Source organism: Mucilaginibacter sp. 22184 (assembly GCF_052045695.1).
Taxonomy (GTDB): domain Bacteria; phylum Bacteroidota; class Bacteroidia; order Sphingobacteriales; family Sphingobacteriaceae; genus Mucilaginibacter.
The window spans coordinates 272,716-292,607 of the sequence record NZ_JBQEPI010000004.1; the positions used below are offsets into that span (position 1 = coordinate 272,716).

Below are 19,892 nucleotides of genomic sequence, written 5' to 3' on the forward strand. Positions count from 1 at the left end.
ACCGGACGCTTACTTCGCCTGTCCATAATAAGCTTTTACCAGTGTGGCCTTCCCATTATCATCCAAAACAGCTACATCGGCTACCAGCGCGCCGGTTTCCCGTTTGTAAATAATGGTGATGCCATCGGTTCCGCTCAGCATATCTATAAATTCAAAATACAGACCTGGGGCCAGGTCAAGGCCTTTCAAAAAATGTGCTCTTAGTTGTTCTTTCCCGCTGATCTTGCCATCGGCAATACCCCAGCGTTTGGTAACGGTGAGCGAGTAAAATACAATATCGTCGGTATAATGCGCCATGATCCGGTCAATGTCCCGGTTATTCCAGGCATCTATCCAGTCAAGCGCTATGACTTGCGTATCCATTTGGTTTATTTATGATATATAAATATACGCTTTTAGTTTTTATAGGCCAATTCTTCCACCTCTTCCGGAATCTGGACAGCCTTATTTCTGCCATCCTTTATTTTAAAGATCAGTCCGGCAAATAAAATACATACGCCGATAACGCCCAATGCCACAGGCAGTGTAAGCAGTTGGGCTATAAAGCCGATAAGTGCCGGGCCAGCCAGGATACCGGCATATGCCATAGAAGTAACCACCGGGAGCGCATAGGCTGGCGAAAGTCCCGGCATAGTGCCTGCCGTTGAAAATAGGATCGGAATGATATTAGCACAACCCAGCCCCACCATCAGGAAACCCGCCAGTGCCAAACTCACATACGGAAAACAAACCGCAAGTATCAATCCCGCGGAAGCGATAACGCTGCCCCATACAACCACCTTTAATCGTCCTACAGCAGCAATAACGCTGTCGCCTGTTAAACGCATGATGGCCATGGCTACCGAAAACATGGCATAACCAACACCGGCAAACTCAATACTTAAATGCCGGTTGGCGGTCAGGAAAACCGCGCTCCAATCCAGCATCGCTCCTTCGGCCAGGGCCGATATAAAGCAGATAGCACCCGATATCAGCAAAGCGGCTGAAGGAAACTTGAAACCTTTGGTGGATTTATCTTGTATTTCTGCCGGGTCATCACTCATTAAGCTGGAGAATTGCGAGTAAGTGATCAGCACCAATAAAACGGATATAAAAATAATGGTGGTCATGGCATCCAGCCCGGCCTTAAGCAATAAACCAAAGCCCAGCGAGCCCACCAAACCACCTATACTGTACAAACCGTGAAAAGACGACATGATATGTTTACCGTATGATCGCTGCACTTTAATAGCCTGCGCATTCATGGCTACATTAATGCCCCCGGTTGATGCCCCGAAAATGAGCAGACAGATACTCATTTGATAAGTATGATCAAGAATTAGTAACAAAGGTAATATGGCGGCAATCAAAGTGCCCGAAACTACAATCACCCGTTTACTCCCAAACCGGCTAACCAGTTTACCGGTAAGCGGCATTGTGATCATGGCGCCAACGCCAAAAAACAGTAGTAAAAGCCCCAGGCTGCCATTATCCAGCCCGAGCCTGGCTTTGGCCATCGGTACCAGTGGCGCCCAACTGGCAACACCTAAACCACAAACTAAAAACATTAAGGAATTGGCTATTCTGGCTTTTCTAAGATCGCTCATGATTCAATTTTTTTAAGGGTGATTGATTTCTCCTTGCAATAATATGCAATAAAAAGCGAATAATTGCATATACGTGCAAATATTTGCAATTATTTGCAAAAACAGATTCAATCATTCTAAAAGAAGCACTGGCGGTTTAAGCGGAAAAATGACCAGTTCGGGGTTTCTATTGTCTATTTACCCCATTTAGCGGTTGAATTGAGGCTGTATTAAGCACAACTTTGTATCACAAAACAATAACTCAAACCATGGAAAAGAAAAAAGACATCCTTGCCGGCATCATTATTTTAGTTGCAATGGTCTTATTAACCATCTCAACTTCAGCCTCGGCACAGCAACAGGGCGTTAAACGTAACGATCTGCAACGTCACGATCTGAGCATCACCGGATACGAAACCGTACAGGCACGCATCGATTTTGAGCCCGGGGCCCTGGCCGTTAAACACAAACACCCGGGCGAAGAGATTATCTACGTACTGGAAGGTTTATTGGAATACCAGTTAGGTGACAAATCTCCTGTTACGCTTAAAGCCGGCGAGGTATTATTTATTCCGGCGGGTACTGTCCACTCGGCTAAAAACGTGGGTAACAGCCCAGCCAAGGAGCTTGCCACCTATGTGGTTGAAAAAGGAAAGCCGCTTGTTGTGCCGGTGAACTAAATATCATTACAATGCAAATAATCCCTCCGTTGCCAAAAGCATGGCAGCGGAGGATCATCATCTCCTTATAGCGATTAATTACTTTTTGCTTTAAGCAATCGCCTTATGGTAACCAAATGGGCGAAAAACACTGTAGGAACAATAAAACCGGGTAACCATACAAAAGGAAAATAGAACAAGGCCACACTGGGCTCATCAAACGCAAACCGCTGAAAAGGAAGGGGTGCCGACAATACCGCGGTTATTACAATATTGGCCAGCAATAACAAACAGATCACATTCCAGGCAAGCAATACTTTTTTGCCGAGCATCGGTTTAACGTAGCCAAAATACCAGACCAGTGGCGCGGTTATTCCGCAAAGGATGTCATAGTTCCGGCCTTCAAATGTCATTACCTGGGGGATCCCTTTATACAGGTGCAGCCAGTATAAAACCAGCTCAACCAGTATCCTTACTACATGGAGCAGGGTTAATATTTTCACATCAAAGCTATCCATTGCCCACCGTCCCCTTTTTATAAAAAACAAGGCGATTATGAACACCACCGGCGGCATTAATAAAAGCGCGAACCGTGGCGGCACCACACTGGTTACCGTATAAAATCCCGACAAGCTGACCGCACCCTGTAGTACAAGCCATAACAGGGTAATGATCATCACCGGTTTTGAATAATGTGTGGCTTTATACAACAGCAACAGCGTAACGATGACGCCAAGCGCAAACACAATATCGATATCAATTGGTAAATTTTCCATTGCTTAGTTATTTATAAAGCAAAGGAACTTAAATAAGGGCCGCCCCATCTTGCCAATTGGCAAGAAATGAACCTTTTACTATTTCTTTGAAAATTCTTTCCGGATCCGGCTTAGCGAAGTATCGGTAATACCCAGGTATGAGGCGATGTTTTTTAATGACATCTGTTGAAATATCCCGGGGTTGGTTTTTAGCAGATGCGCGTAGCGTTCTTCGGCGGTTTCGGTAATGGTCAGCAACATCCGGTTTTTCAACTCCGAAAAGCCTTTTACCAGTGTCCACCGGCCAAATTCCCTAAACTCCGGCAGCGTATGGAAAAGTTGATTGAGCTGTTCATAAGTGATATACCAGCCCTCGCAATCTGTTAAAGCCTGGATATTTTCTTTTGAGCGTGTACGGTTAAAAAAAGACGACACCTCCAATATGATCTGCCCCGGCGAACAAAAACCGGTAGTAACCTCATTCCCTTCTGTATCATGCGCAAATGTGCGCATGTACCCTTTTTCCAGGAACAGATATTGATCGCTTATTTTCCCGGCTGTTAAATGAAATTGATTTTTAGGAATGATTTTATGGTTAAACTGTCTAACAATTTCCTGCGCCGCAGATAACGAAACCAGGTTGGTGTTCAGCAAAAATGTAGTGAGGGTTTCTTTATCCATACAAACGATACTAATCAGGTAACTAATATACCAAAACCATCACTATAGGTAAGGCTCCTTCACCGTAGCGGGTGTTAAAAATCATATAATAATGGTAACTTTCCTATAAATATATTACCTGTTTCTTCAATCTGTAAATCCTATGAAAAAAGCAGCGCACAACCCGATCTTTAAAATTGCAAAACTCAACATACCCAAATTACTTACAGTAAGCTTTTTATGCGTGCCTTTAGTTTTTATTATAAGTGGATGTGCCGCCCAGTCGACACCAGCGCGTTCGTTGTTGGCCCTTTCTAAAAGTGATCATACGTTATCCATCATTGATCCGGTTAGCCTGAAAATTCTGGCAAGCGTTCCCGTAGGTTCAGATCCGCATGAGGTTATTGCCTCTGCCGATGGAAAAACGGCCTACGTTTCTATCTATGGTGGTGGTAGTCTGCACGAACTTAGTGTGATCGATCTGGTGGCGCAAAAGCCCCTGCCCTCTTTGGATACCAGGCCGCTGATGGGTCCGCATGGTTTGGCATTTGCCAATGGTAAGGTGTGGTTCTCGGCCGAGGGCTCCAAAGCTGTCGGCAGCTACGATCCGGCATCTGCCAAATTCGACTGGGCTATGGGGACCGGCGAGGACCGCACCCACATGATCTATGTAACCCGCGATGGAAAAAAGGTTTATACCACCAATGTTAACGCTGCAACAGTGAGCATTCTGGAGGATAAGGCCACACCCCCAGCCTATCACGAATGGGTGCAAACCGTTATCCCGGTGGCTAAAGGCTCCGAGGGCTTTGATGTATCGCCAGATGGCCGTGAGTTATGGACAGCTGGCGCCGCCAACGGTACCCTCTCTATTATCGATCTCGCTACCAAAAAGTTAACTGCCAATATCGACGCTAAGGCCGTAGGCGCCAACCGGCTCCAGTTTACCCCGGATGGCAAGCGTGTACTGGTGAGCAGCCTCAGAACCGGCGACCTGTTTATTTATGACGCGGCATCACATAGAGAGTTGAAACGCATCAATACCGGCCACGGCGCCGCCGGCATCCTGATAGATGACGATGGGTCACGCGCCTTTATTGGCTGCACCGGCGATAACTATGTAGCGGTGATTGATCTCAAGACCTTAACCGTAACCGGGCATATTGATATACGCGGAGCCGATGGCCTGGCCTGGGCGGTTAGACCGTAGGCCGATATTACTCAACTATTTTTATCCATTTTTTCCAACAGGGCCAGAATTTTGTCGAGTTTATCTGTTTCGATGGCGTTTAAGCGCAGTTGTAATTCTTCAATTTCTCTTTTGGCTTCCACATTGGTATGAAAATCCTCATTGGCCTGTGCCCGGTCGCGCTCATTCTGACGGTTTTGGGCCATCATGATAATCGGCGCGGCATATGCTGCCTGGGTCGAAAAGAGTAGGTTTAATAAAATATAAGGATACGGATCCCAGTGATCAACAAAAGCCACCACATTCAACAGCATCCACACGGCCACAATAATGGTTTGAATAATAATGAATCGCCATGAACCCATGCCCGCCGCTACCGAATCGGCCAATCGTTGCCCAAAAGCCAGTGAATCCGTATGTCTTTGATACCAATTTTTTTTACCGTTTGTCATTTTTAAAGGGGTTAAACTTTGTATGCTAAATATAAAAATTTAATTGGCCGGACTAAGCAGGTGCTTTTATGAAAAGAAAATCCCATCACGCGCCACTCGTGGTCTTCGTGATGGGAAATGATGTAAGTCTATTTTAGTACGCGCGAATCGCAGGCAGTAAATTACGGTTTGGACGATGGCGAGGCCAGAAACAACCTCTCCCCATTTTTAAAGGCCGCCACACCATCAAAATTTATCGATTCTGAAACCAGGTCTTTATCATAGGCAACCCTGCCCTGCCCCTCGTTGATAAATATGCCCGTTCCATGCGAATTGTCGATATTGATGATACCGTAAGTAACATTTTTTAAACTCGTACCATCTTTTGTTCCGGATAGCAGGATGCCGAAATAGGCAAATTTGGTTTTATCGGCCGAAACAGATTTCACCTTTCCATAAACGGTAAAATTATTGCCGCTGCCTGAGATGGCCGTAGTAATGCTGGTGTCTGCAGCGTTCAGAAAATATTTGCCAACTAACTTTATTCCAAAATCCTTGGTGCTTTGCTCAAAGAATTTCACGCTGGCATCATGAAAACTCTGACCGGGATAGTCGGTTTTGATATTACTTTTTTTCAGTATTAATGGGGCAATATGAAAAGCGCCCTCTACATTGGGTGGCGTTGTACCCTGGTTTACCGTCAGGCCTAATTTTGATAGGGTATCGATGTATTGCTGAGGCAGAATGTCCGAAATTTTCTTATTCAGGATCTCCTCCGGAGTAGGATTAACTTTGTCACTTTTTGAACAGGAAACTATCGTCACAGCAGATAGTAAACACAGCAGAACTAATAAATTTTTCATAGGTAAATGAATGATGATTGAATGTGATATCTAAATGTCTTTAGGGAGAGTTCAAAATTATATATGTTCTTACAATGCATCTATACCTACATTTGGGTATTTATTTGTACTGGTTTCTAAGTAATGGGATGGGAAATAGTTCCTATTCTACCGCAAGCGTCCCGCTTGTGGTCACCCTGATGATAACTGTACATAATCTATCTTAAATACCACAAGCGGGACGCTTGCGGTAGCGGGGGACGCCTGAATGGGCAAAGGCACATCAACTTCCGGTCTTGATACTTGATACTAACTACTTGATACTGACTACTCGCTACTTGATACTACTACGAAAGCGTATTCATAGGCTGCTCATCCAGCGTATGCACAGTATCTTTCTGGAGCTGGGTTTTGCGCAGGAAACGGAAGTGCAGTATACCGATGATGAGGGCCACCACGCCTTCCAGCATTACGGTATCGGCTGTGCCTATCCATTGCGAAACCGAGCCTACCAGCAAACCGCCAAGCGGCTGCATACCAAAAAATGCCATGGCGTAAAAGCTGATCACCCGGCCACGCATATCCGGTGTTACCGTGGTTTGTATCAGTGTGTTGCTGATGGTGATCTGCGACATCATCCCGAAACCGGTAACCGCCGCGAACAGCAAGGCCAGCGGGTAATTGGGCATGTGCGAAAAGATGACCAGTCCGGCGCCAAATATGAGCGTGTTAATAGCCAGTATCTTTTTGAGGTTATGACCCGGTTTTAGCGAAGCCAGGAATATAGCACCCGAAAATGCGCCCAGGCCTATCACACTATCCAAAACACCAAAGGTGGATGCCGTACCCTTAAAAATATCCTTGGCGTATACCGGTATCAGCGTGCTAAACGGCAATACCAATAAACTAATGGTGGCCAGCATAATGAGTATGGATTTGATGGATGGCGTATTGCTGATATAAACAAACCCTTCTTTGAGCTCCGAGAAAATATTTTTATCGTGTTTTTTAGATTCCATTTTGGGTAAACGCATCATCAGTAAGGAGCCTATTACCGCTATAAAGCTGATGGCATTGGCGCCAAAACATACGGTATCGCCAAATTTTTCCAGTACCAGACCGGCTATACCCGGACCAATCAACCGCGACAGGTTAACCATGGAAGAATTGAGGGCGAGGGCATTCGGCAGATCGGCCTTATTATCCACCATCTCATACACCAGCGATTGCCTGGCGGGCACATCAAAGGCATTAATAAAACCCAGTACGGCGCTCAGGGCTATGATCTCCCACACCACATAATGCCCCCAGAATATCAGCGCGGTAAGCAGCAGCGCCTGTATCATGGATGCCGCCTGTGTAGCCAGCAATAAACGGTAGCGGTTATAACGGTCGGCTGTTACACCACCCAGGAACGAAAATAAAAACGATGGGAACAAGCTGGCAAATAAGGTGAGCCCCAACATAAACTTCGAGTGGGTAAGCGAATAGATAACCCAGCTCACCGCCGTTTTCTGCATCCAGGTACCTACTAACGATATAGACTGGCCGGCAAAGTATAACCGGTAATTGCGGCTCTTGAAAGCATTAAATGTACTTATATTCATCTCTTAATAATGATTGAATTAGTGATTTAGTGAATTAGTGATTTTTGGGGAACCAACTCTTAATCAAAATCAACTAATTTGGTTAGCGGACCAATGGCCCGTTTCAGCAGTTCTTTTTCCTCCGCTGTGCAGGTAGCCTCCAGGGCCTTGTTGAGCCATTCGTTGCGCTCACTACGTACCTGGTACAACAGGGTTCGGCCAGCATCAGACAGGGTGATGATGGCCTTGCGCTTATCCGTTTCAGAAATACGCCTTTTGATCAGGTCCATCTGTAGCAGCTTGCTCAGTATTTGCGACATGCTTTGCGTGGTGATCTTCTCCATGGCGGCCAGCTCGTTGGGCAGCAACTCACCGTGTTTATCCAAAAGCGCGATGATGGACCGCTCGGTGAGCGATAACTTATCGGCTGTTGACGATTGTTTACGTAATTTTTTGATCAACCGTGTCACCACGGTACGCAGCTCAGAAGCCAGCAGGGAATCTTTTTGCTTTGTCATAATTCATCAAGTAAACTTATAAGTTTACCTTACAAAGGTAAGTATTATTTTATCTGGCTAAAGTCATAAAGAAAAAGAAGGGTTAACCTTAAAAGTGCGGTCCTCGAGCAATTCTCTCCCCACGGCAGGGAATTAAACTAACCTCTGTAACCTTAAATAATTTGACTAAAAAGTGCAACCTTTTTATTCCCGCTGCGTCTTGCATATAAACTATTGACTTATGCACCAATACCTTAAAATCATCAGCCTCACCATCCTATTACTCACCTTTTACATTCATGGCTTCGCGCAAAACGGTTTCTCCAATTCGCCCGACAGCGTCCGCTTTGTAACCGGCGATATCGACAATTTCTGGAAAGCTTTTGATCATTATAAAAAAGACACATCCATAAACACCTTTGGCAAAGAATATATCGACATTGGCAGCGATGGTGTAAAGGGCTTTACCCCTTATCGCATTCGGAGCGCCGATAACCTGTACAAAACAGTTAAGAAGCGACAGGCCGATTACGAGAAAGTGAGAAGCAACACCCTGCGGATAAAAGAAAAGGAAAAGCAATGCCGGGCCACCTTTTACGCCTTAAAATATTTATACCCACAGGCAAAATTCCCGCCGGTTTATTTTGTGATTGGGGCCTATAATTCGGGCGGAACTTCCGGCGATCAGGGTTTATTTATTGGCGCCGAAATGCAAAACAACATTGATGGCTTGCCGGGGATTGTAGCTCATGAACTGATCCATTTTCAACAAAACCTAAATGGCGAAAACCCTACCCTCTTGCAGCAAAGCATAATAGAAGGCAGTGCCGATTTTATAGGTGAGCTGATATCCGGAACACGTGGTGACGATGCGGCAAATAACTATGGTAATGCCCACGCCGAGCAACTTTGCAAAGAATTTGTTTCCCTTATGAATGGCACCGAGCGCAACGACTGGCTTTACGGAACTTCCAAAAAAGACGACCGCCCAAACGATTTGGGTTACTGGATAGGCTACCAGATCACCGCTCATTATTATACTAAGGCAAAGGATAAAAAACAGGCAATCTATGACATCCTGAATATTAAAGACTATACCGATTTTCTGAAAAAAAGCGGCTACCTGAATCAATATTTGAAGTAAGGGCGTGCCAGAAAGGCTACAATCTAAAAAGTTTGTCATCCTGAGGAACGAAGGATCATCTTCAACATGCCTATCGCAGAATAGATGCTTCAAACGTTCAGCATGACAACATAATTGTATCAAGTTTCACCTTTCTTTTCCCCGTCAGCAGATAAGTTTCGGGCGAAAGTCTGAACCATGATTTACATGATTTTTTGACTACCGTGATTGAATTATTGATTAAACTCAACTTCTTCCCCGTCAGCAGATAAGCTTCGGGCGAAAACGGGCAGAACAATGGTGGCCTCGTGCGCCAGCAAGGGCATTGCGAACCTTACCTGAAGCGTAGGGTAATGAGCAAGCGAAGTAGAGGTAAGGTTTGGTCCCGATAGCTATCGGGATGGTTCTGCCCGTTTTGCAGGGCAAAGGCAAAGAGCGCAAAGAAGCATTTCTGATGAAAGCCTTTTGGTTACTTTGTGGCTACAAAGTAACCAAAAGGCCCTCCCGCGGCCAAGAGCGGGTATACGCCATACAACGCGAAGAATAGATCCTTCGCTACGCTCAGGATGACAAAATAAAGAGAGATTGCTTCGTTCCTCGCAATGACGTGCGTTTTTTTAATTGATGAATTAACAATTACTCCAACTCTTAATTCCTGATTCTTATTTCTTGCTTCTTTTTAAATTATTTGTATCGCATTTGTTACATTTAAAGAGCGTCATACGTATTTGATAAAGCGGTACAGGCTCGGGGGTGGAATGATATTGACTGGATACATTTTTCTCAACAAAACCATAAACTGTTACTATGAGCAAGTTTCTAACCCTTCTTTTCGCTTCGCTGATATGGAGCACTACCATTTGTCACTCACAAACACCCAAAATATCCACAATGAAGAACACAACCACATTTAAAGTATCGGTACCGCAACCCGTATTAGATGACCTAAAAACCCGTTTAAAAAACACCCGCTGGCCGGGCGAAGCGGAGGGCTCCGGCTGGAACTTCGGCACCAACGAAACTTACCTGAAAGAGCTGGTAAATTACTGGATCAATCAATATGACTGGCACAAACACGAAGCCGAGCTGAACAAATATCCACAATACATTGCCAATGTAAACGGCGTGAAGGTGCATTTTCAATACATTAAAGGCGAAGGCAAAAACTCCAGGCCATTGCTACTAACCCACGGCTGGCCCGATAGTTATTATCGTTTCCACAAGATCATTCCGCTATTAACCAAGGGTGATCAAAGTTTTGATCTTATCATTCCATCTATTCCCGGCTTTGGATTTTCTGAAAAAACAGCTATAAGCAGCGAAGCAGTTGCCGATTTATGGAAAGTACTGATGACCGAAAACCTGGGTTATACCAAATTTTACGCGGCTGGCGGCGATGTGGGCATGGGCGTTACCAAGGCTCTGGCATCAAAATATCCGGGCGTTGTAGCGGGTGTACATTTTACCGATATTGGTTACCCCATGGGCCAGGAAGATCCCAGTACCATGACCGATGCCGAAAAGCAATTTGCACAATTTGTACAACAATGGTGGTACAGCGAAGGCGCGTATGCCATGGTACAGGCCACCAAACCGCAGTCGCTGGCCTATGGTTTAAACGATTCACCTACAGCACTTGCCGCCTGGATGCTCAGCTTCGGCAATGCAGGGGCCCCGCCCGAGATCGTGGAAAAAGCATTCGGCGGCAGGGATGAACTCCTCACCAACATCATGATCTATTGGACAACCCAAACCATAGCCACTTCTGTTAAAATGTACAAGATAGATGCCATGGCACAATGGAGCGGCGCCAAACCATTGCAAAAAAGTGATGTACCCGCAGGTCTGGCGGTATTCCCAAGGGAAGCGCAATTCCCCAAAGAATGGGCCGAGCGTTTTGTAAACGTCACCAGTTTCAAAAAGATGAAAGAAGGCGGCCATTTTGCTGCTCTGGAAGTCCCGGATGTTTTTGCCGATGAATTAAGAAGTTTCTTTTATAGCATCGATTGATAAGCAACGATAGGATAGCCATTTGGTATTCCACCCAAATTTTTGTATATTGTATAAATCACAGCCCGGTGCTCCTTTATTAAGAGTTCCGGGCTGTTTTGTTAAGGAGAAAACAAGACTCAAAATCGACCATTTTTCAATTAGTTATTTGACAATCAATAATTTAATACTTTTTAAAGTTTTTAAAACGCCTCAAAAACGGGCTAAATTTTGTTAAAAAGTGTTAAAATGGATATTTTTCAAATGTTTTTAGCGGTTATCACCCAAAAAGCGCATCGAAATTTGTTAAAATTCAAGGTTTAAAAAGTTTTTGGAAAGGGATAGTGACCCCATGATCAGAAAAAACGGGGTGTCAAAAATTACTTCATCGTTAAATATCTGTCGACACAAAACCGCACCTTTGTGATCAGTAAATATGGAAGCCAAACACGACATAACCACGCTGGACGATATCAAGCTACTGGTAGATACTTTTTATACCCTCGTAGCTGCCGATGCGCTGCTGGCCCCCATTTTCACCGCGCGTTTGGGCGGGCACTGGCTGCCCCATCTGCAAAAAATGTATACCTTTTGGCAAACCGTACTACTGGAACAATATACCTATAACGGGGCACCTTTTCCGCCGCATGCCCGTTTACCGGTAGATGAGCAGCATTTTGAGGCCTGGCTTAACTTGTTCTCGGCCACCATCGATAACCTTTTCCTGGGCGAAAAAGCCGATGAGGCCAAATGGCGGGCAGGTAAAATGGCCCAGATGTTCCAGCTTAAAATAGCGCATATCAAAAACAACCCACGCAATATATTATAGCGGAATTACTGGTGTATAAGCGCATTTTTGTAATTTTGTACCGTGCCACCTATCGAAAAAAAAGTTACCGAAATTCCCAATCCCTTCGTCCCGGTGAAAAAGAAAGCTCCTGCTAAAAGAAAAACCGTGGCCCAAAAGAAAAAGGATCAAAAAAACACCGTATACTGGCGAATAGCTATAATTGGACTGTTACTCATCCTGCTTTCGCCTTTTTATTATGGCTATGTTTTGCGGAGTTTTAGCGCTACCTGGCGCTGGATACTGGATATAGGGCAGGATACCGGCTATCGAACTTATAAGAACTTTAATGTGCGTATCCCGGCAGGTTTTACGGTTCACGGCATTGATGTATCATCGTACCAGGGCAAAATAAACTGGCAAAAGGTAAAAGCCATGAATGATGATGACGTACATATCACTTTTGCCTTTATCAAAGCTACAGAGGGCGTTTTAAGCGTTGATCCCTACTTTCAGCGCAACTGGCGCGAAGCACCTAAGGCGGGGATTATTTGCGGAGCATATCATTACTTTTTGCCACAAAAAAGCGGGGTGTGGCAAGCCAGGTTCTTCCTGCAAACCGTAAAAATGGAGAAGGGTGACCTGCCTATGGTAGTAGATGTAGAACAACTTTACAGAACGCCTCCGACTAAAATGCGTGAGCAGCTGATGTCCTTTGTAAATCACATAGAAAATAAAACAGGGGTTAAACCTATTATTTACACCAATATCAGCTTTTACCAGGATTACTTGCAAGGCTACTTTGACGATTATACCCTTTGGATTGCGCATTACTATCAGCCGGTATTAAACATCAGCAAAAAAACCAATTGGCAGTTTTGGCAACACTCCGATAAAGCGCGCATTAATGGTATCAATGAAAAAGTTGATTTCAATATATTCAGGGGCGATAGTATAGCTTTTCGCAGATTGCTCGTGAGCCAATGATTTTTTGTAACGGGAGAGCAGCTACAAACGTCAATAAAATAAAACCTATGAAAACACCCATATACCATTTCCTGATAGCTGTTGCCTTTTTAGTATCCTGCATGTTTTCATCCCAAAACGTACACGCCCAAGCCACTCAAAAACATGTTGACCAAAAGCTATACAATACCATTTTGCATATGGACAGTGTTTGCTTTGATGCCTATAACAACCGTGATCTGGAAACGCTGAAAAAAGTATTTTCCAAAGATCTGGAGTTTTATCATGATCTGGGTGGCCTTACCAATTATGAGCAAAACATCCAGGCTTTTGAAAGGACTTTCGCCCAAAATAAAGTTTCAGGCATGAAAAGAGAGCTGGTAAAAGGCAGTCTGGAAGTTTACCCGATTAAGGATTATGGCGCCATTGAGGTTGGTGTACACCGCTTTACCCATATGGAGGATGGCAAGCAAGTGGTTGGTCTGATGAAATTTTTGCATGTATGGCAATACAAAAACAACGAGTGGAAAATTACACGAATAGTTAGTTACGATCATTAATCCGGTTTCTTTAACGGGATAAACAAGGGTACACTATTTACCCACGAAGCACTTATTACAGTTGCAGATAAACCTTATCTTTATAAATTAAGTAACCTAAATCACCCTGTATATGAAGAAGTTCCTGCTGATCCTCATCATTTCAAGTGCATCATCTGCCTATATGGCTTTTGCACAACAAAGAACATGGCATTCTCAGCTTAAAAAAGCAGGTTGGCTAATAGGCGAATGGAAAAATCAGACCCTGAAAGGCCTGTCTGTAGAAAGCTGGAAAAAGCTAAATGATTCCACCTTACTGGGTAAAAGCTATGTATTAAGAGGTACAGACACTGTATCTGTCGAGCACATCCGACTGGAAGAACATCACGGTAACCTGTATTATATCCCTACGGTTAAAAACCAGAACGAAGGCAAACCGGTAACTTTTACCATGACAACATCATCGGCTGATCATTTTGTTTTTGAGAATCCGGAGCATGATTTCCCGCAAAAAATCACCTATAACCGTATCAACAAGGATAGTCTAGTAGCCGAAATTTCGGGAACATATAAAGGAAAGCAACGCGCTATAAAATTTCCGATGGGGCGGATAAAATAATATAGCCTACAAAACGGAAAAACCGCTGGCGGAATGCCAACGGTCTTTTCTGTTTATATAAAATGAGAGATTAGTTTACTTTATTCACCCTGCCCGAACCGGTGTACTTGGTTTCGCCAATGGTGGCATTGCCCGAGTACGAAACGCCTCCTGAACCGGTGATACGTGCGGATACAGTTTTATTGGCGATAATAGAAATGCTGCCCGAGCCACTGATGCTTGCGGCCAATGTTTCTGTAGTTAAGCCAGTACCGTTAATCTCACCAGAACCACTGATACGAAATTGAGCCGATTCGGTATTGCCTTTAATGTGTATACCACCAGAACCACTGATGCGTGTTTCTAAAGCGGATGCTTTTACAGCCACACGCATATTGCCAGATCCGCTTAATATTACGGATACGCTTTGACCAGTCAGGACACCATCAAGATCAAGATTACCAGAGCCGCTGTTGCTCAATCCGTTTAACGATTTGGCGGTAACATAAATGTCGCCCCGTTTAATGTTATGGTTACGCAGGGAAAAATTACGACGGAAGCCTATTTTTAAAACACCGCCTTCTACATCGGTTTTAACATCGTTTACTACATCGTCGTCAACATCCAAACGAACGCTTTCCGTACCGCCAATTTTAACGTGCACATTAAAGGGACCGCCCGATTCTATACTGCTAAAGCCAGAAACAGATCTGGTTTGCCCGCTTTGGGCGAATGTATTTAAAGATAGCATGGTTATAGCCAATGTAAACAGGATAAAGATTTTTCTTTTCATAATTCGATTGTTTTTTAGGAGACGCTATATAATGGCAAATAGTTGCAACAAATAATGAAGGATAGGTATTTTCTTTCCGAAAGAGGTTATTTTATTATTTTGGATGAAGTTAGTATATAAAGTTCCTATTTAAATGCCCGATCAGTCTGTCCGTTTTAACAAAACCCGTATAGCTCCTACCCCCAGCGGCTTTTTGCATTTGGGTAATATTCTGTCGTTTGCGCTGACGGTTGCATTGGCCAAACAACATGGAGCTAAAATATTGTTAAGGATAGACGATATTGATCAGGCCCGTGCTGATGAAAAATATATACAGGATATTTTTGACACCCTGAATTTTTTAGAGATCCCCTGGGATGAAGGTCCCCGTAATGTTGAAGAATTTAAAAACACCTACTCGCAAATACACCGGTTGGAGCTTTATGCCGAAGCTAATAAACAATTAAGGAACAATGGATTCCTGTTTGCCTGCACCTGCTCGCGCAAACAACTGGAAAAAGAAACTTGTACCTGCTTCAATCGTAAAATTCCGCTGGATACAAAAGATGCAGCATGGCGCTTGCATACCCACAATAACCGCGAGCTAACCATCAGGGATTACAATGGGCAAACCGTGGCCATTAATTTACCTATGGACATGCAAAATTTTGTGGTCAGGAAAAAAGACGGGTTTCCCGCCTACCAGCTTACTTCGGTAATAGACGACCTGTTTTATGGTATCGACCTGATTGTCCGCGGGCAGGATCTTTGGTCATCTACTTTGGCTCAGCATGAGTTGGCATTGGCTCTGGGTAAAAACGAATTCCGGGATATTACTTTTTATCATCATCCTCTGCTTACAGATGAGCAGAACCAAAAACTATCCAAATCGGCAGGAGCCACTTCGGTACTTTACCTGCGTCAAAACGGTAAAACCCAGGCGCAAATTTATACAATGATAGCCGATATGCTGGGGCTCCATATAGCTATCAGCAGTTGGGAACAGCTGGCAGATGCGGTACTATCCTTTTATAAAAACAACCCTGCTCCGACAATGAGCGGAACAGGGTCTGACATTTAAGTTTAGTTGGTGCTTATACGGTGTACACTGAGATTATCGTAATAGATATAATCGGTAGTATTGGCCGTCCAATAATCCTGGCTTCCCCCTCTGAAGGTATGCCAGGTTAGCTGGTCAATCATCCGTTTAGAGTCATTGGTTGTCCATCGGATATCCTGGTCAAGCACAACGGTACCGTCAATCACAATTTGGGCATGGCCATTGGTATTGCTGCCTGTATTGCTTTTAATATACATGTGCACATGATACCATTGTCCTTTAACCAGGGCGCCACTTGTAGGATAGGTTTTACCAAATGTATCGCCAAAGTTGTTGCCTGATGACGGGCCACCATTCATATCCTTGTAATAAAGATATGGCTGAAAATATACCCGACCTGGGTTAGAGTTTGGCGAATACCACATTAAGCGTAAAGTTCCGCCGTTGCCATCCCAGGCAGCGTCGCCACCGGTATTGTGCTCGCCTATACCGAAACCGAAGCCTACTTTACCGCCACGGCTCCAGTTAAACTGGCTGTGAAATTTTACATCATAGTCCATTTCGTAAGCGGTACCTGCCCCTATACTGATATTGGTTACCAAACCACCCGCACCCGAAAGCTGACCAGGCAACAGTGTAACACGGCTGCCTACGGTATTATCCTTACCATTGGTAGTGTAAGCCCTGTCGTTCCAGGAACTCGTATTACCCAAATCGGCATTGGCTTGCGACTGGGTGTAGGTAGCCCCGTTAGTCCGGTTATTCCAGTTGGCAGTAAAGCTGCTGTTTACCGCATCGACCGCCAGATTAGGGCCGTTTACAACGGGCTGTTTGTCATCAACATTGTTTGGCGCATTCGCTTCCTTTTTGCAGGCGGTAAGCGAGAGACCGATAAGCATGATAGCTGCCCCCGATCTTAAAACGTTCTTTTTCATAGTACTGGTTTTAAATGATAAATTGGTTAATTGGTTATAGTTAAAAGTTGATGATTTGCTGCAGCGGTTTTCAACTGTAAAACTCAGGATTGTATATCGGCTTAGTGATAAGGTTAAAGCGGATATAAATGAAATGTACAAGCATGGCAATGCCCTGCGAAATGTGTTATTTTTCCAATTCCGTTAAAATTTTAATAAATAATTATTTGATGTATTGACTGCGGTTTAAGCTCCAAATGAGTACTGACTTCCATTTGGTTAATTGGTTATTGTACAGGCGGTGAGCACTGTAACATCATATCAAAACTATTTAACTAAAAGATAATATTGCAACAATATCCCGATTTTATTTGCGCAATCGTTTTCGTAAAAACCCTCATAATCACACCACTTAAATCTAATTATAGCAAAAACATGGGAGACTGTTGAATACTAACCAGGCCAATAACGCAGGACTATAAATATCTATTTTTTTGTATTATAATGTAAAATACATCTTTCAACGATTTATTTCTTACCCACTCAATTAATCATGAAAAAGAGGCCGTTTCGCGGTAACCGCTGTTTGCCTTTAAGGGCAAACTGGCAGGTCACAAAACATCACCTTCTGACCCTCGTCAAGGCCTCTTCATAAAAACTTCATGAATTACCAAATAAATGACAGAGACTTAAAAAGCTTGTTATTTCTATTATTTAGGCAATATTTGGCCTGGATAAATCTCTTTTTATTAAAATCCTGAACTTATTTTGTTTGAGGTATTATTTTCTGTATCTAAATAATTACAAAACAGTTGATAGGTAAAACTGTATTTTTACAGCAGTTAAAATTATGTCGTGAAAACGCGGAAACAGATCATAAAGCAATGTATCGTTTTATCACTTTTAGTGATATTACAGGCTATATCTTTGATCCACATCGCTTCGATGCCCAGGTTCTATACTCCGATCGACAAGTCTCAATCGTCTTCAAGTGTAGATCTTCTTCATAAAAACCAAAGCGCGGGTAATGTAAGGATACCTTTTCAGCGAGGCATCGAAAACAACCGTAAAGCTTTAATAACCCCTCCAGATAAGGATTTTGTCCTTATTTTATCTTTCTTTTTAGGTAGCCTTATTTCACTGGCTATAGTTAAAAAACATAACACTCATGTAAGTCAACCAGGTGCACTATCACCGAGTTCATATCTGAGATTGTGTACGCTTAGGATCTGATTCTCTCCTGCTATTTCCTGCTCTAATTGATTGAAGCTTCTCATTAACAGAGGTTCCGATTCACGATATGTATTATTCCGGTTTTCATATGGAATAATATCTCAGTTTGTTCAGCTGTTTTTTAAAATCTATTGCTCAAAAAACAAGCAGATAATCATCAACTGAACCATAATCCTGATAAAACTAAATACGGATGTGCCGGAAGGCACAAACAATATGTTTTGAAATGAACAAAATACATTTTAATATTAAGCACAACCTTTTCGTTGTATTCGCGGGTTTGCTACTCTTATCATTGAGCGCACAGGCGCAAAATGCTAAGCCTAAAACCAAATCGTTCCCAGTTCCGGAAAATATCCCGGACACTAATAAAGTTGGCTTTCCTGTTATGCCCAACGCTACAAACCCGGGCAACAGCAGCGATCAGTACATGACACTGAAACAATGTATCGAGTATGCTATGATCCATCAGCCAGCGTTAAATAAATCACTGATCAATGTCGATATCGCCAAAACAACCAATGCCATTAATCTGTCGGCCTGGTTGCCCCAGGCCAATGCCAATGGTAACCTCATCCATTATATACAGCAATCTAACGCCAATATATCAACAGGTGTGGGTACCGGTGGCACTACCACCGGCAGTACGGGTACCGGCACTGGATCAAGCACTAATGTGCGTTCGAGTTATTCCAATACATTTATTCCCGAGCTGGCTGTTACACAAGCTATAGTGAGCCCTAATTTATTATATGCTGCTAAAACTGCCCCCCTGTTGGTTAAACAAGCCCAGCAAGTAACTGATAGCACCAAAATATTCCTGGTATCGGCAGTAAGTAAATCATTCTATAATGTATTGCTTACACTACAGCAGATCAACGTTTTAAAGGAAGACACTACCCGCTTGGGTAAAAATCTTCGCGATACTTACCACCAATATAAAGGCGGTATTGTTGATGAAACGGATTATCTGCAGGCAACCATCACCCTCAACAATTCCAGGGCTCAGCTTAAGCAGGCCAATGAAAATGTGGTACCTCAATACGCTGCTTTAAAACAATTAATGGGTTATGAGCCTGATAAGGATTTTAATGTCAGTATCGATACGGTACAGATGATGAACGATATCCAGATCGATACTACCAAGCAGCTGCAATATGAAAAACGGATAGAGTATCAACAGATCCAAACCAAAAAGGATTTGCAGCTTCAATTAAGCAGCTATTACAGGTATCAGTTTTTACCTTCCGTATCGGGATTTTTTAACTACAGTGCACAGTTCGCGAACAACAGTTTTCCGAATCTTTTATCCAAATCCTACCCAAGTTCGTTGGTAGGTTTATCCATCAGCATACCCATATTTACCGGGTTTGCCCGCCTGCATAATTTGCATAAATCGCATTTGCAGGAACAACTGATCGGTTGGGACGAGGCGGATCTGAAACTGCAATTACATAAAGAGTATGCCACAGGATTGGCCGATTACCGGAGTAACCTTTACAACTTTAATGTTCAGCAGAAAAACGTGGCCATGGCCAAGCGGGTATACTTTGTGGTCGACCTTCAGTACAAACAAGGTATTGTGGCTTACCTGAATGTTATAACCGCCGAATCGAACTTAATTACCGCAGAAATCAACTACACCAACGCGCTGTTCCAGCTGCTTTCGAGCAAAATTGACCTGGAAAAAGCAATGGGAGATATCACTTATTAATATAAAAAACCAA

20 protein-coding genes are annotated in these 19,892 nt (G+C 43.5%); 10 read left to right on the plus strand and 10 right to left on the minus strand.

Annotated elements, in window-relative coordinates:
* Positions 1–9: 9 nt before the first annotated feature.
* Complete coding sequence (locus ACTJKG_RS11035; RefSeq protein ID WP_172334694.1) at positions 10–363, minus strand: nuclear transport factor 2 family protein; 354 nt, start codon at positions 361–363, stop codon at positions 10–12.
* Positions 364–395: 32 nt separating this feature from the next.
* On the minus strand, positions 396–1,586 hold the full coding sequence (locus ACTJKG_RS11040; RefSeq protein ID WP_440739230.1) for an MFS transporter: 1,191 nt from the start codon (positions 1,584–1,586) through the stop codon (positions 396–398).
* 248 nt (positions 1,587–1,834) lie between these two features.
* Between ACTJKG_RS11040 and ACTJKG_RS11045 the strand changes: the two genes are divergently transcribed.
* Positions 1,835–2,245 (plus strand): cupin domain-containing protein, encoded by a 411-nt coding sequence (locus ACTJKG_RS11045; protein WP_440739231.1) that lies wholly within the window; start codon positions 1,835–1,837, stop codon positions 2,243–2,245.
* Between the two features lie 74 nt (positions 2,246–2,319).
* On the opposite strand, the gene ACTJKG_RS11050 is transcribed toward ACTJKG_RS11045, so the two are convergent.
* Positions 2,320–3,000 carry a hypothetical protein gene (locus tag ACTJKG_RS11050; RefSeq protein ID WP_440739232.1) on the minus strand — a complete coding sequence of 227 codons (681 nt, stop codon included), beginning with the start codon at positions 2,998–3,000 and terminating at the stop codon, positions 2,320–2,322.
* A gap of 78 nt (positions 3,001–3,078) precedes the next feature.
* On the minus strand, positions 3,079–3,660 hold the full coding sequence (locus ACTJKG_RS11055) for a Crp/Fnr family transcriptional regulator (protein WP_172334698.1): 582 nt from the start codon (positions 3,658–3,660) through the stop codon (positions 3,079–3,081).
* A gap of 142 nt (positions 3,661–3,802) precedes the next feature.
* Between ACTJKG_RS11055 and ACTJKG_RS11060 the strand changes: the two genes are divergently transcribed.
* A complete protein-coding gene (locus ACTJKG_RS11060) occupies positions 3,803–4,849 on the plus strand; it encodes a YncE family protein (RefSeq protein WP_172334699.1) in 1,047 nt (348 codons plus the stop codon).
* A gap of 11 nt (positions 4,850–4,860) precedes the next feature.
* On the opposite strand, the gene ACTJKG_RS11065 is transcribed toward ACTJKG_RS11060, so the two are convergent.
* The 4 genes from ACTJKG_RS11065 to ACTJKG_RS11080 form a co-directional block, all read right to left on the minus strand.
* Complete coding sequence (locus tag ACTJKG_RS11065; protein WP_172334700.1) at positions 4,861–5,280, minus strand: DUF1003 domain-containing protein; 420 nt, start codon at positions 5,278–5,280, stop codon at positions 4,861–4,863.
* Positions 5,281–5,441: 161 nt separating this feature from the next.
* A complete protein-coding gene (locus ACTJKG_RS11070) occupies positions 5,442–6,122 on the minus strand; it encodes a hypothetical protein (RefSeq protein ID WP_172334701.1) in 681 nt (226 codons plus the stop codon).
* Positions 6,123–6,448: 326 nt separating this feature from the next.
* Positions 6,449–7,708, minus strand: coding sequence for an MFS transporter (locus ACTJKG_RS11075; protein ID WP_172334702.1), 1,260 nt, complete (start codon positions 7,706–7,708; stop codon positions 6,449–6,451).
* A 59-nt stretch (positions 7,709–7,767) separates the two neighbouring features.
* Positions 7,768–8,205: a MarR family winged helix-turn-helix transcriptional regulator gene (locus ACTJKG_RS11080; RefSeq protein ID WP_172334703.1), complete on the minus strand. Its 438-nt coding sequence runs from the start codon at positions 8,203–8,205 to the stop codon at positions 7,768–7,770.
* A 220-nt stretch (positions 8,206–8,425) separates the two neighbouring features.
* Between ACTJKG_RS11080 and ACTJKG_RS11085 the strand changes: the two genes are divergently transcribed.
* The 6 genes from ACTJKG_RS11085 (at position 8,426) to ACTJKG_RS11110 (ending at position 14,207) form a co-directional block, all read left to right on the plus strand.
* Positions 8,426–9,328: a DUF2268 domain-containing putative Zn-dependent protease gene (locus ACTJKG_RS11085; RefSeq protein ID WP_440739233.1), complete on the plus strand. Its 903-nt coding sequence runs from the start codon at positions 8,426–8,428 to the stop codon at positions 9,326–9,328.
* Between the two features lie 786 nt (positions 9,329–10,114).
* Positions 10,115–11,317, plus strand: a complete 1,203-nt coding sequence (locus ACTJKG_RS11090) for an epoxide hydrolase family protein (RefSeq protein ID WP_440739234.1) — start codon at positions 10,115–10,117, stop codon at positions 11,315–11,317.
* A 415-nt stretch (positions 11,318–11,732) separates the two neighbouring features.
* Entirely contained in the window at positions 11,733–12,125 is a 393-nt protein-coding gene (locus tag ACTJKG_RS11095) for a group III truncated hemoglobin (RefSeq protein WP_440739235.1), read from the plus strand.
* Between the two features lie 42 nt (positions 12,126–12,167).
* Positions 12,168–13,070 (plus strand): glycoside hydrolase family 25 protein, encoded by a 903-nt coding sequence (locus tag ACTJKG_RS11100; RefSeq protein WP_440739236.1) that lies wholly within the window; start codon positions 12,168–12,170, stop codon positions 13,068–13,070.
* 47 nt (positions 13,071–13,117) lie between these two features.
* A complete protein-coding gene (locus ACTJKG_RS11105; protein ID WP_440739237.1) occupies positions 13,118–13,609 on the plus strand; it encodes a DUF4440 domain-containing protein in 492 nt (163 codons plus the stop codon).
* 112 nt (positions 13,610–13,721) lie between these two features.
* Positions 13,722–14,207 carry a DUF6265 family protein gene (locus ACTJKG_RS11110; protein WP_172334707.1) on the plus strand — a complete coding sequence of 162 codons (486 nt, stop codon included), beginning with the start codon at positions 13,722–13,724 and terminating at the stop codon, positions 14,205–14,207.
* 70 nt (positions 14,208–14,277) lie between these two features.
* Here ACTJKG_RS11110 and ACTJKG_RS11115 read toward each other — a convergent pair whose 3' ends face one another.
* On the minus strand, positions 14,278–14,979 hold the full coding sequence (locus ACTJKG_RS11115) for a GIN domain-containing protein (RefSeq protein ID WP_440739238.1): 702 nt from the start codon (positions 14,977–14,979) through the stop codon (positions 14,278–14,280).
* 133 nt (positions 14,980–15,112) lie between these two features.
* Between ACTJKG_RS11115 and ACTJKG_RS11120 the strand changes: the two genes are divergently transcribed.
* The gene (locus ACTJKG_RS11120) at positions 15,113–16,039 is read left to right on the plus strand and encodes a glutamate--tRNA ligase family protein (RefSeq protein WP_440739239.1); all 927 of its coding nucleotides are present in this window, start codon (positions 15,113–15,115) and stop codon (positions 16,037–16,039) included.
* Positions 16,040–16,041: 2 nt separating this feature from the next.
* Here the strand turns inward: ACTJKG_RS11120 and ACTJKG_RS11125 are convergent, their stop codons facing one another.
* Entirely contained in the window at positions 16,042–16,953 is a 912-nt protein-coding gene (locus tag ACTJKG_RS11125; protein WP_440739240.1) for a polysaccharide lyase, read from the minus strand.
* 1,438 nt (positions 16,954–18,391) lie between these two features.
* Between ACTJKG_RS11125 and ACTJKG_RS11130 the strand changes: the two genes are divergently transcribed.
* Entirely contained in the window at positions 18,392–19,879 is a 1,488-nt protein-coding gene (locus ACTJKG_RS11130) for a TolC family protein (RefSeq protein ID WP_172334711.1), read from the plus strand.
* Positions 19,880–19,892 lie beyond the last annotated feature (13 nt).

Bases quoted from the DNA above. Each gene is read 5' to 3' on its own strand.
- ACTJKG_RS11045 (WP_440739231.1), top strand. From the start codon at position 1,835: ATGGAAAAGAAAAAAGACATCCTTGCCGGCATCATTATTTTAGTTGCA.
- ACTJKG_RS11065 (WP_172334700.1), bottom strand. From the start codon at position 5,280: ATGACAAACGGTAAAAAAAATTGGTATCAAAGACATACGGATTCACTG.
- ACTJKG_RS11070 (WP_172334701.1), bottom strand. From the start codon at position 6,122: ATGAAAAATTTATTAGTTCTGCTGTGTTTACTATCTGCTGTGACGATA.
- ACTJKG_RS11060 (WP_172334699.1), top strand. From the start codon at position 3,803: ATGAAAAAAGCAGCGCACAACCCGATCTTTAAAATTGCAAAACTCAAC.
- ACTJKG_RS11115 (WP_440739238.1), bottom strand. From the start codon at position 14,979: ATGAAAAGAAAAATCTTTATCCTGTTTACATTGGCTATAACCATGCTA.
- ACTJKG_RS11055 (WP_172334698.1), bottom strand. From the start codon at position 3,660: ATGGATAAAGAAACCCTCACTACATTTTTGCTGAACACCAACCTGGTT.
- ACTJKG_RS11125 (WP_440739240.1), bottom strand. From the start codon at position 16,953: ATGAAAAAGAACGTTTTAAGATCGGGGGCAGCTATCATGCTTATCGGT.
- ACTJKG_RS11040 (WP_440739230.1), bottom strand. From the start codon at position 1,586: ATGAGCGATCTTAGAAAAGCCAGAATAGCCAATTCCTTAATGTTTTTA.
- ACTJKG_RS11120 (WP_440739239.1), top strand. From the start codon at position 15,113: ATGCCCGATCAGTCTGTCCGTTTTAACAAAACCCGTATAGCTCCTACC.
- ACTJKG_RS11110 (WP_172334707.1), top strand. From the start codon at position 13,722: ATGAAGAAGTTCCTGCTGATCCTCATCATTTCAAGTGCATCATCTGCC.
- ACTJKG_RS11130 (WP_172334711.1), top strand. From the start codon at position 18,392: ATGAACAAAATACATTTTAATATTAAGCACAACCTTTTCGTTGTATTC.
- ACTJKG_RS11095 (WP_440739235.1), top strand. From the start codon at position 11,733: ATGGAAGCCAAACACGACATAACCACGCTGGACGATATCAAGCTACTG.
- ACTJKG_RS11035 (WP_172334694.1), bottom strand. From the start codon at position 363: ATGGATACGCAAGTCATAGCGCTTGACTGGATAGATGCCTGGAATAAC.
- ACTJKG_RS11080 (WP_172334703.1), bottom strand. From the start codon at position 8,205: ATGACAAAGCAAAAAGATTCCCTGCTGGCTTCTGAGCTGCGTACCGTG.
- ACTJKG_RS11075 (WP_172334702.1), bottom strand. From the start codon at position 7,708: ATGAATATAAGTACATTTAATGCTTTCAAGAGCCGCAATTACCGGTTA.
- ACTJKG_RS11050 (WP_440739232.1), bottom strand. From the start codon at position 3,000: ATGGAAAATTTACCAATTGATATCGATATTGTGTTTGCGCTTGGCGTC.
- ACTJKG_RS11105 (WP_440739237.1), top strand. From the start codon at position 13,118: ATGAAAACACCCATATACCATTTCCTGATAGCTGTTGCCTTTTTAGTA.
- ACTJKG_RS11090 (WP_440739234.1), top strand. From the start codon at position 10,115: ATGAGCAAGTTTCTAACCCTTCTTTTCGCTTCGCTGATATGGAGCACT.
- ACTJKG_RS11085 (WP_440739233.1), top strand. From the start codon at position 8,426: ATGCACCAATACCTTAAAATCATCAGCCTCACCATCCTATTACTCACC.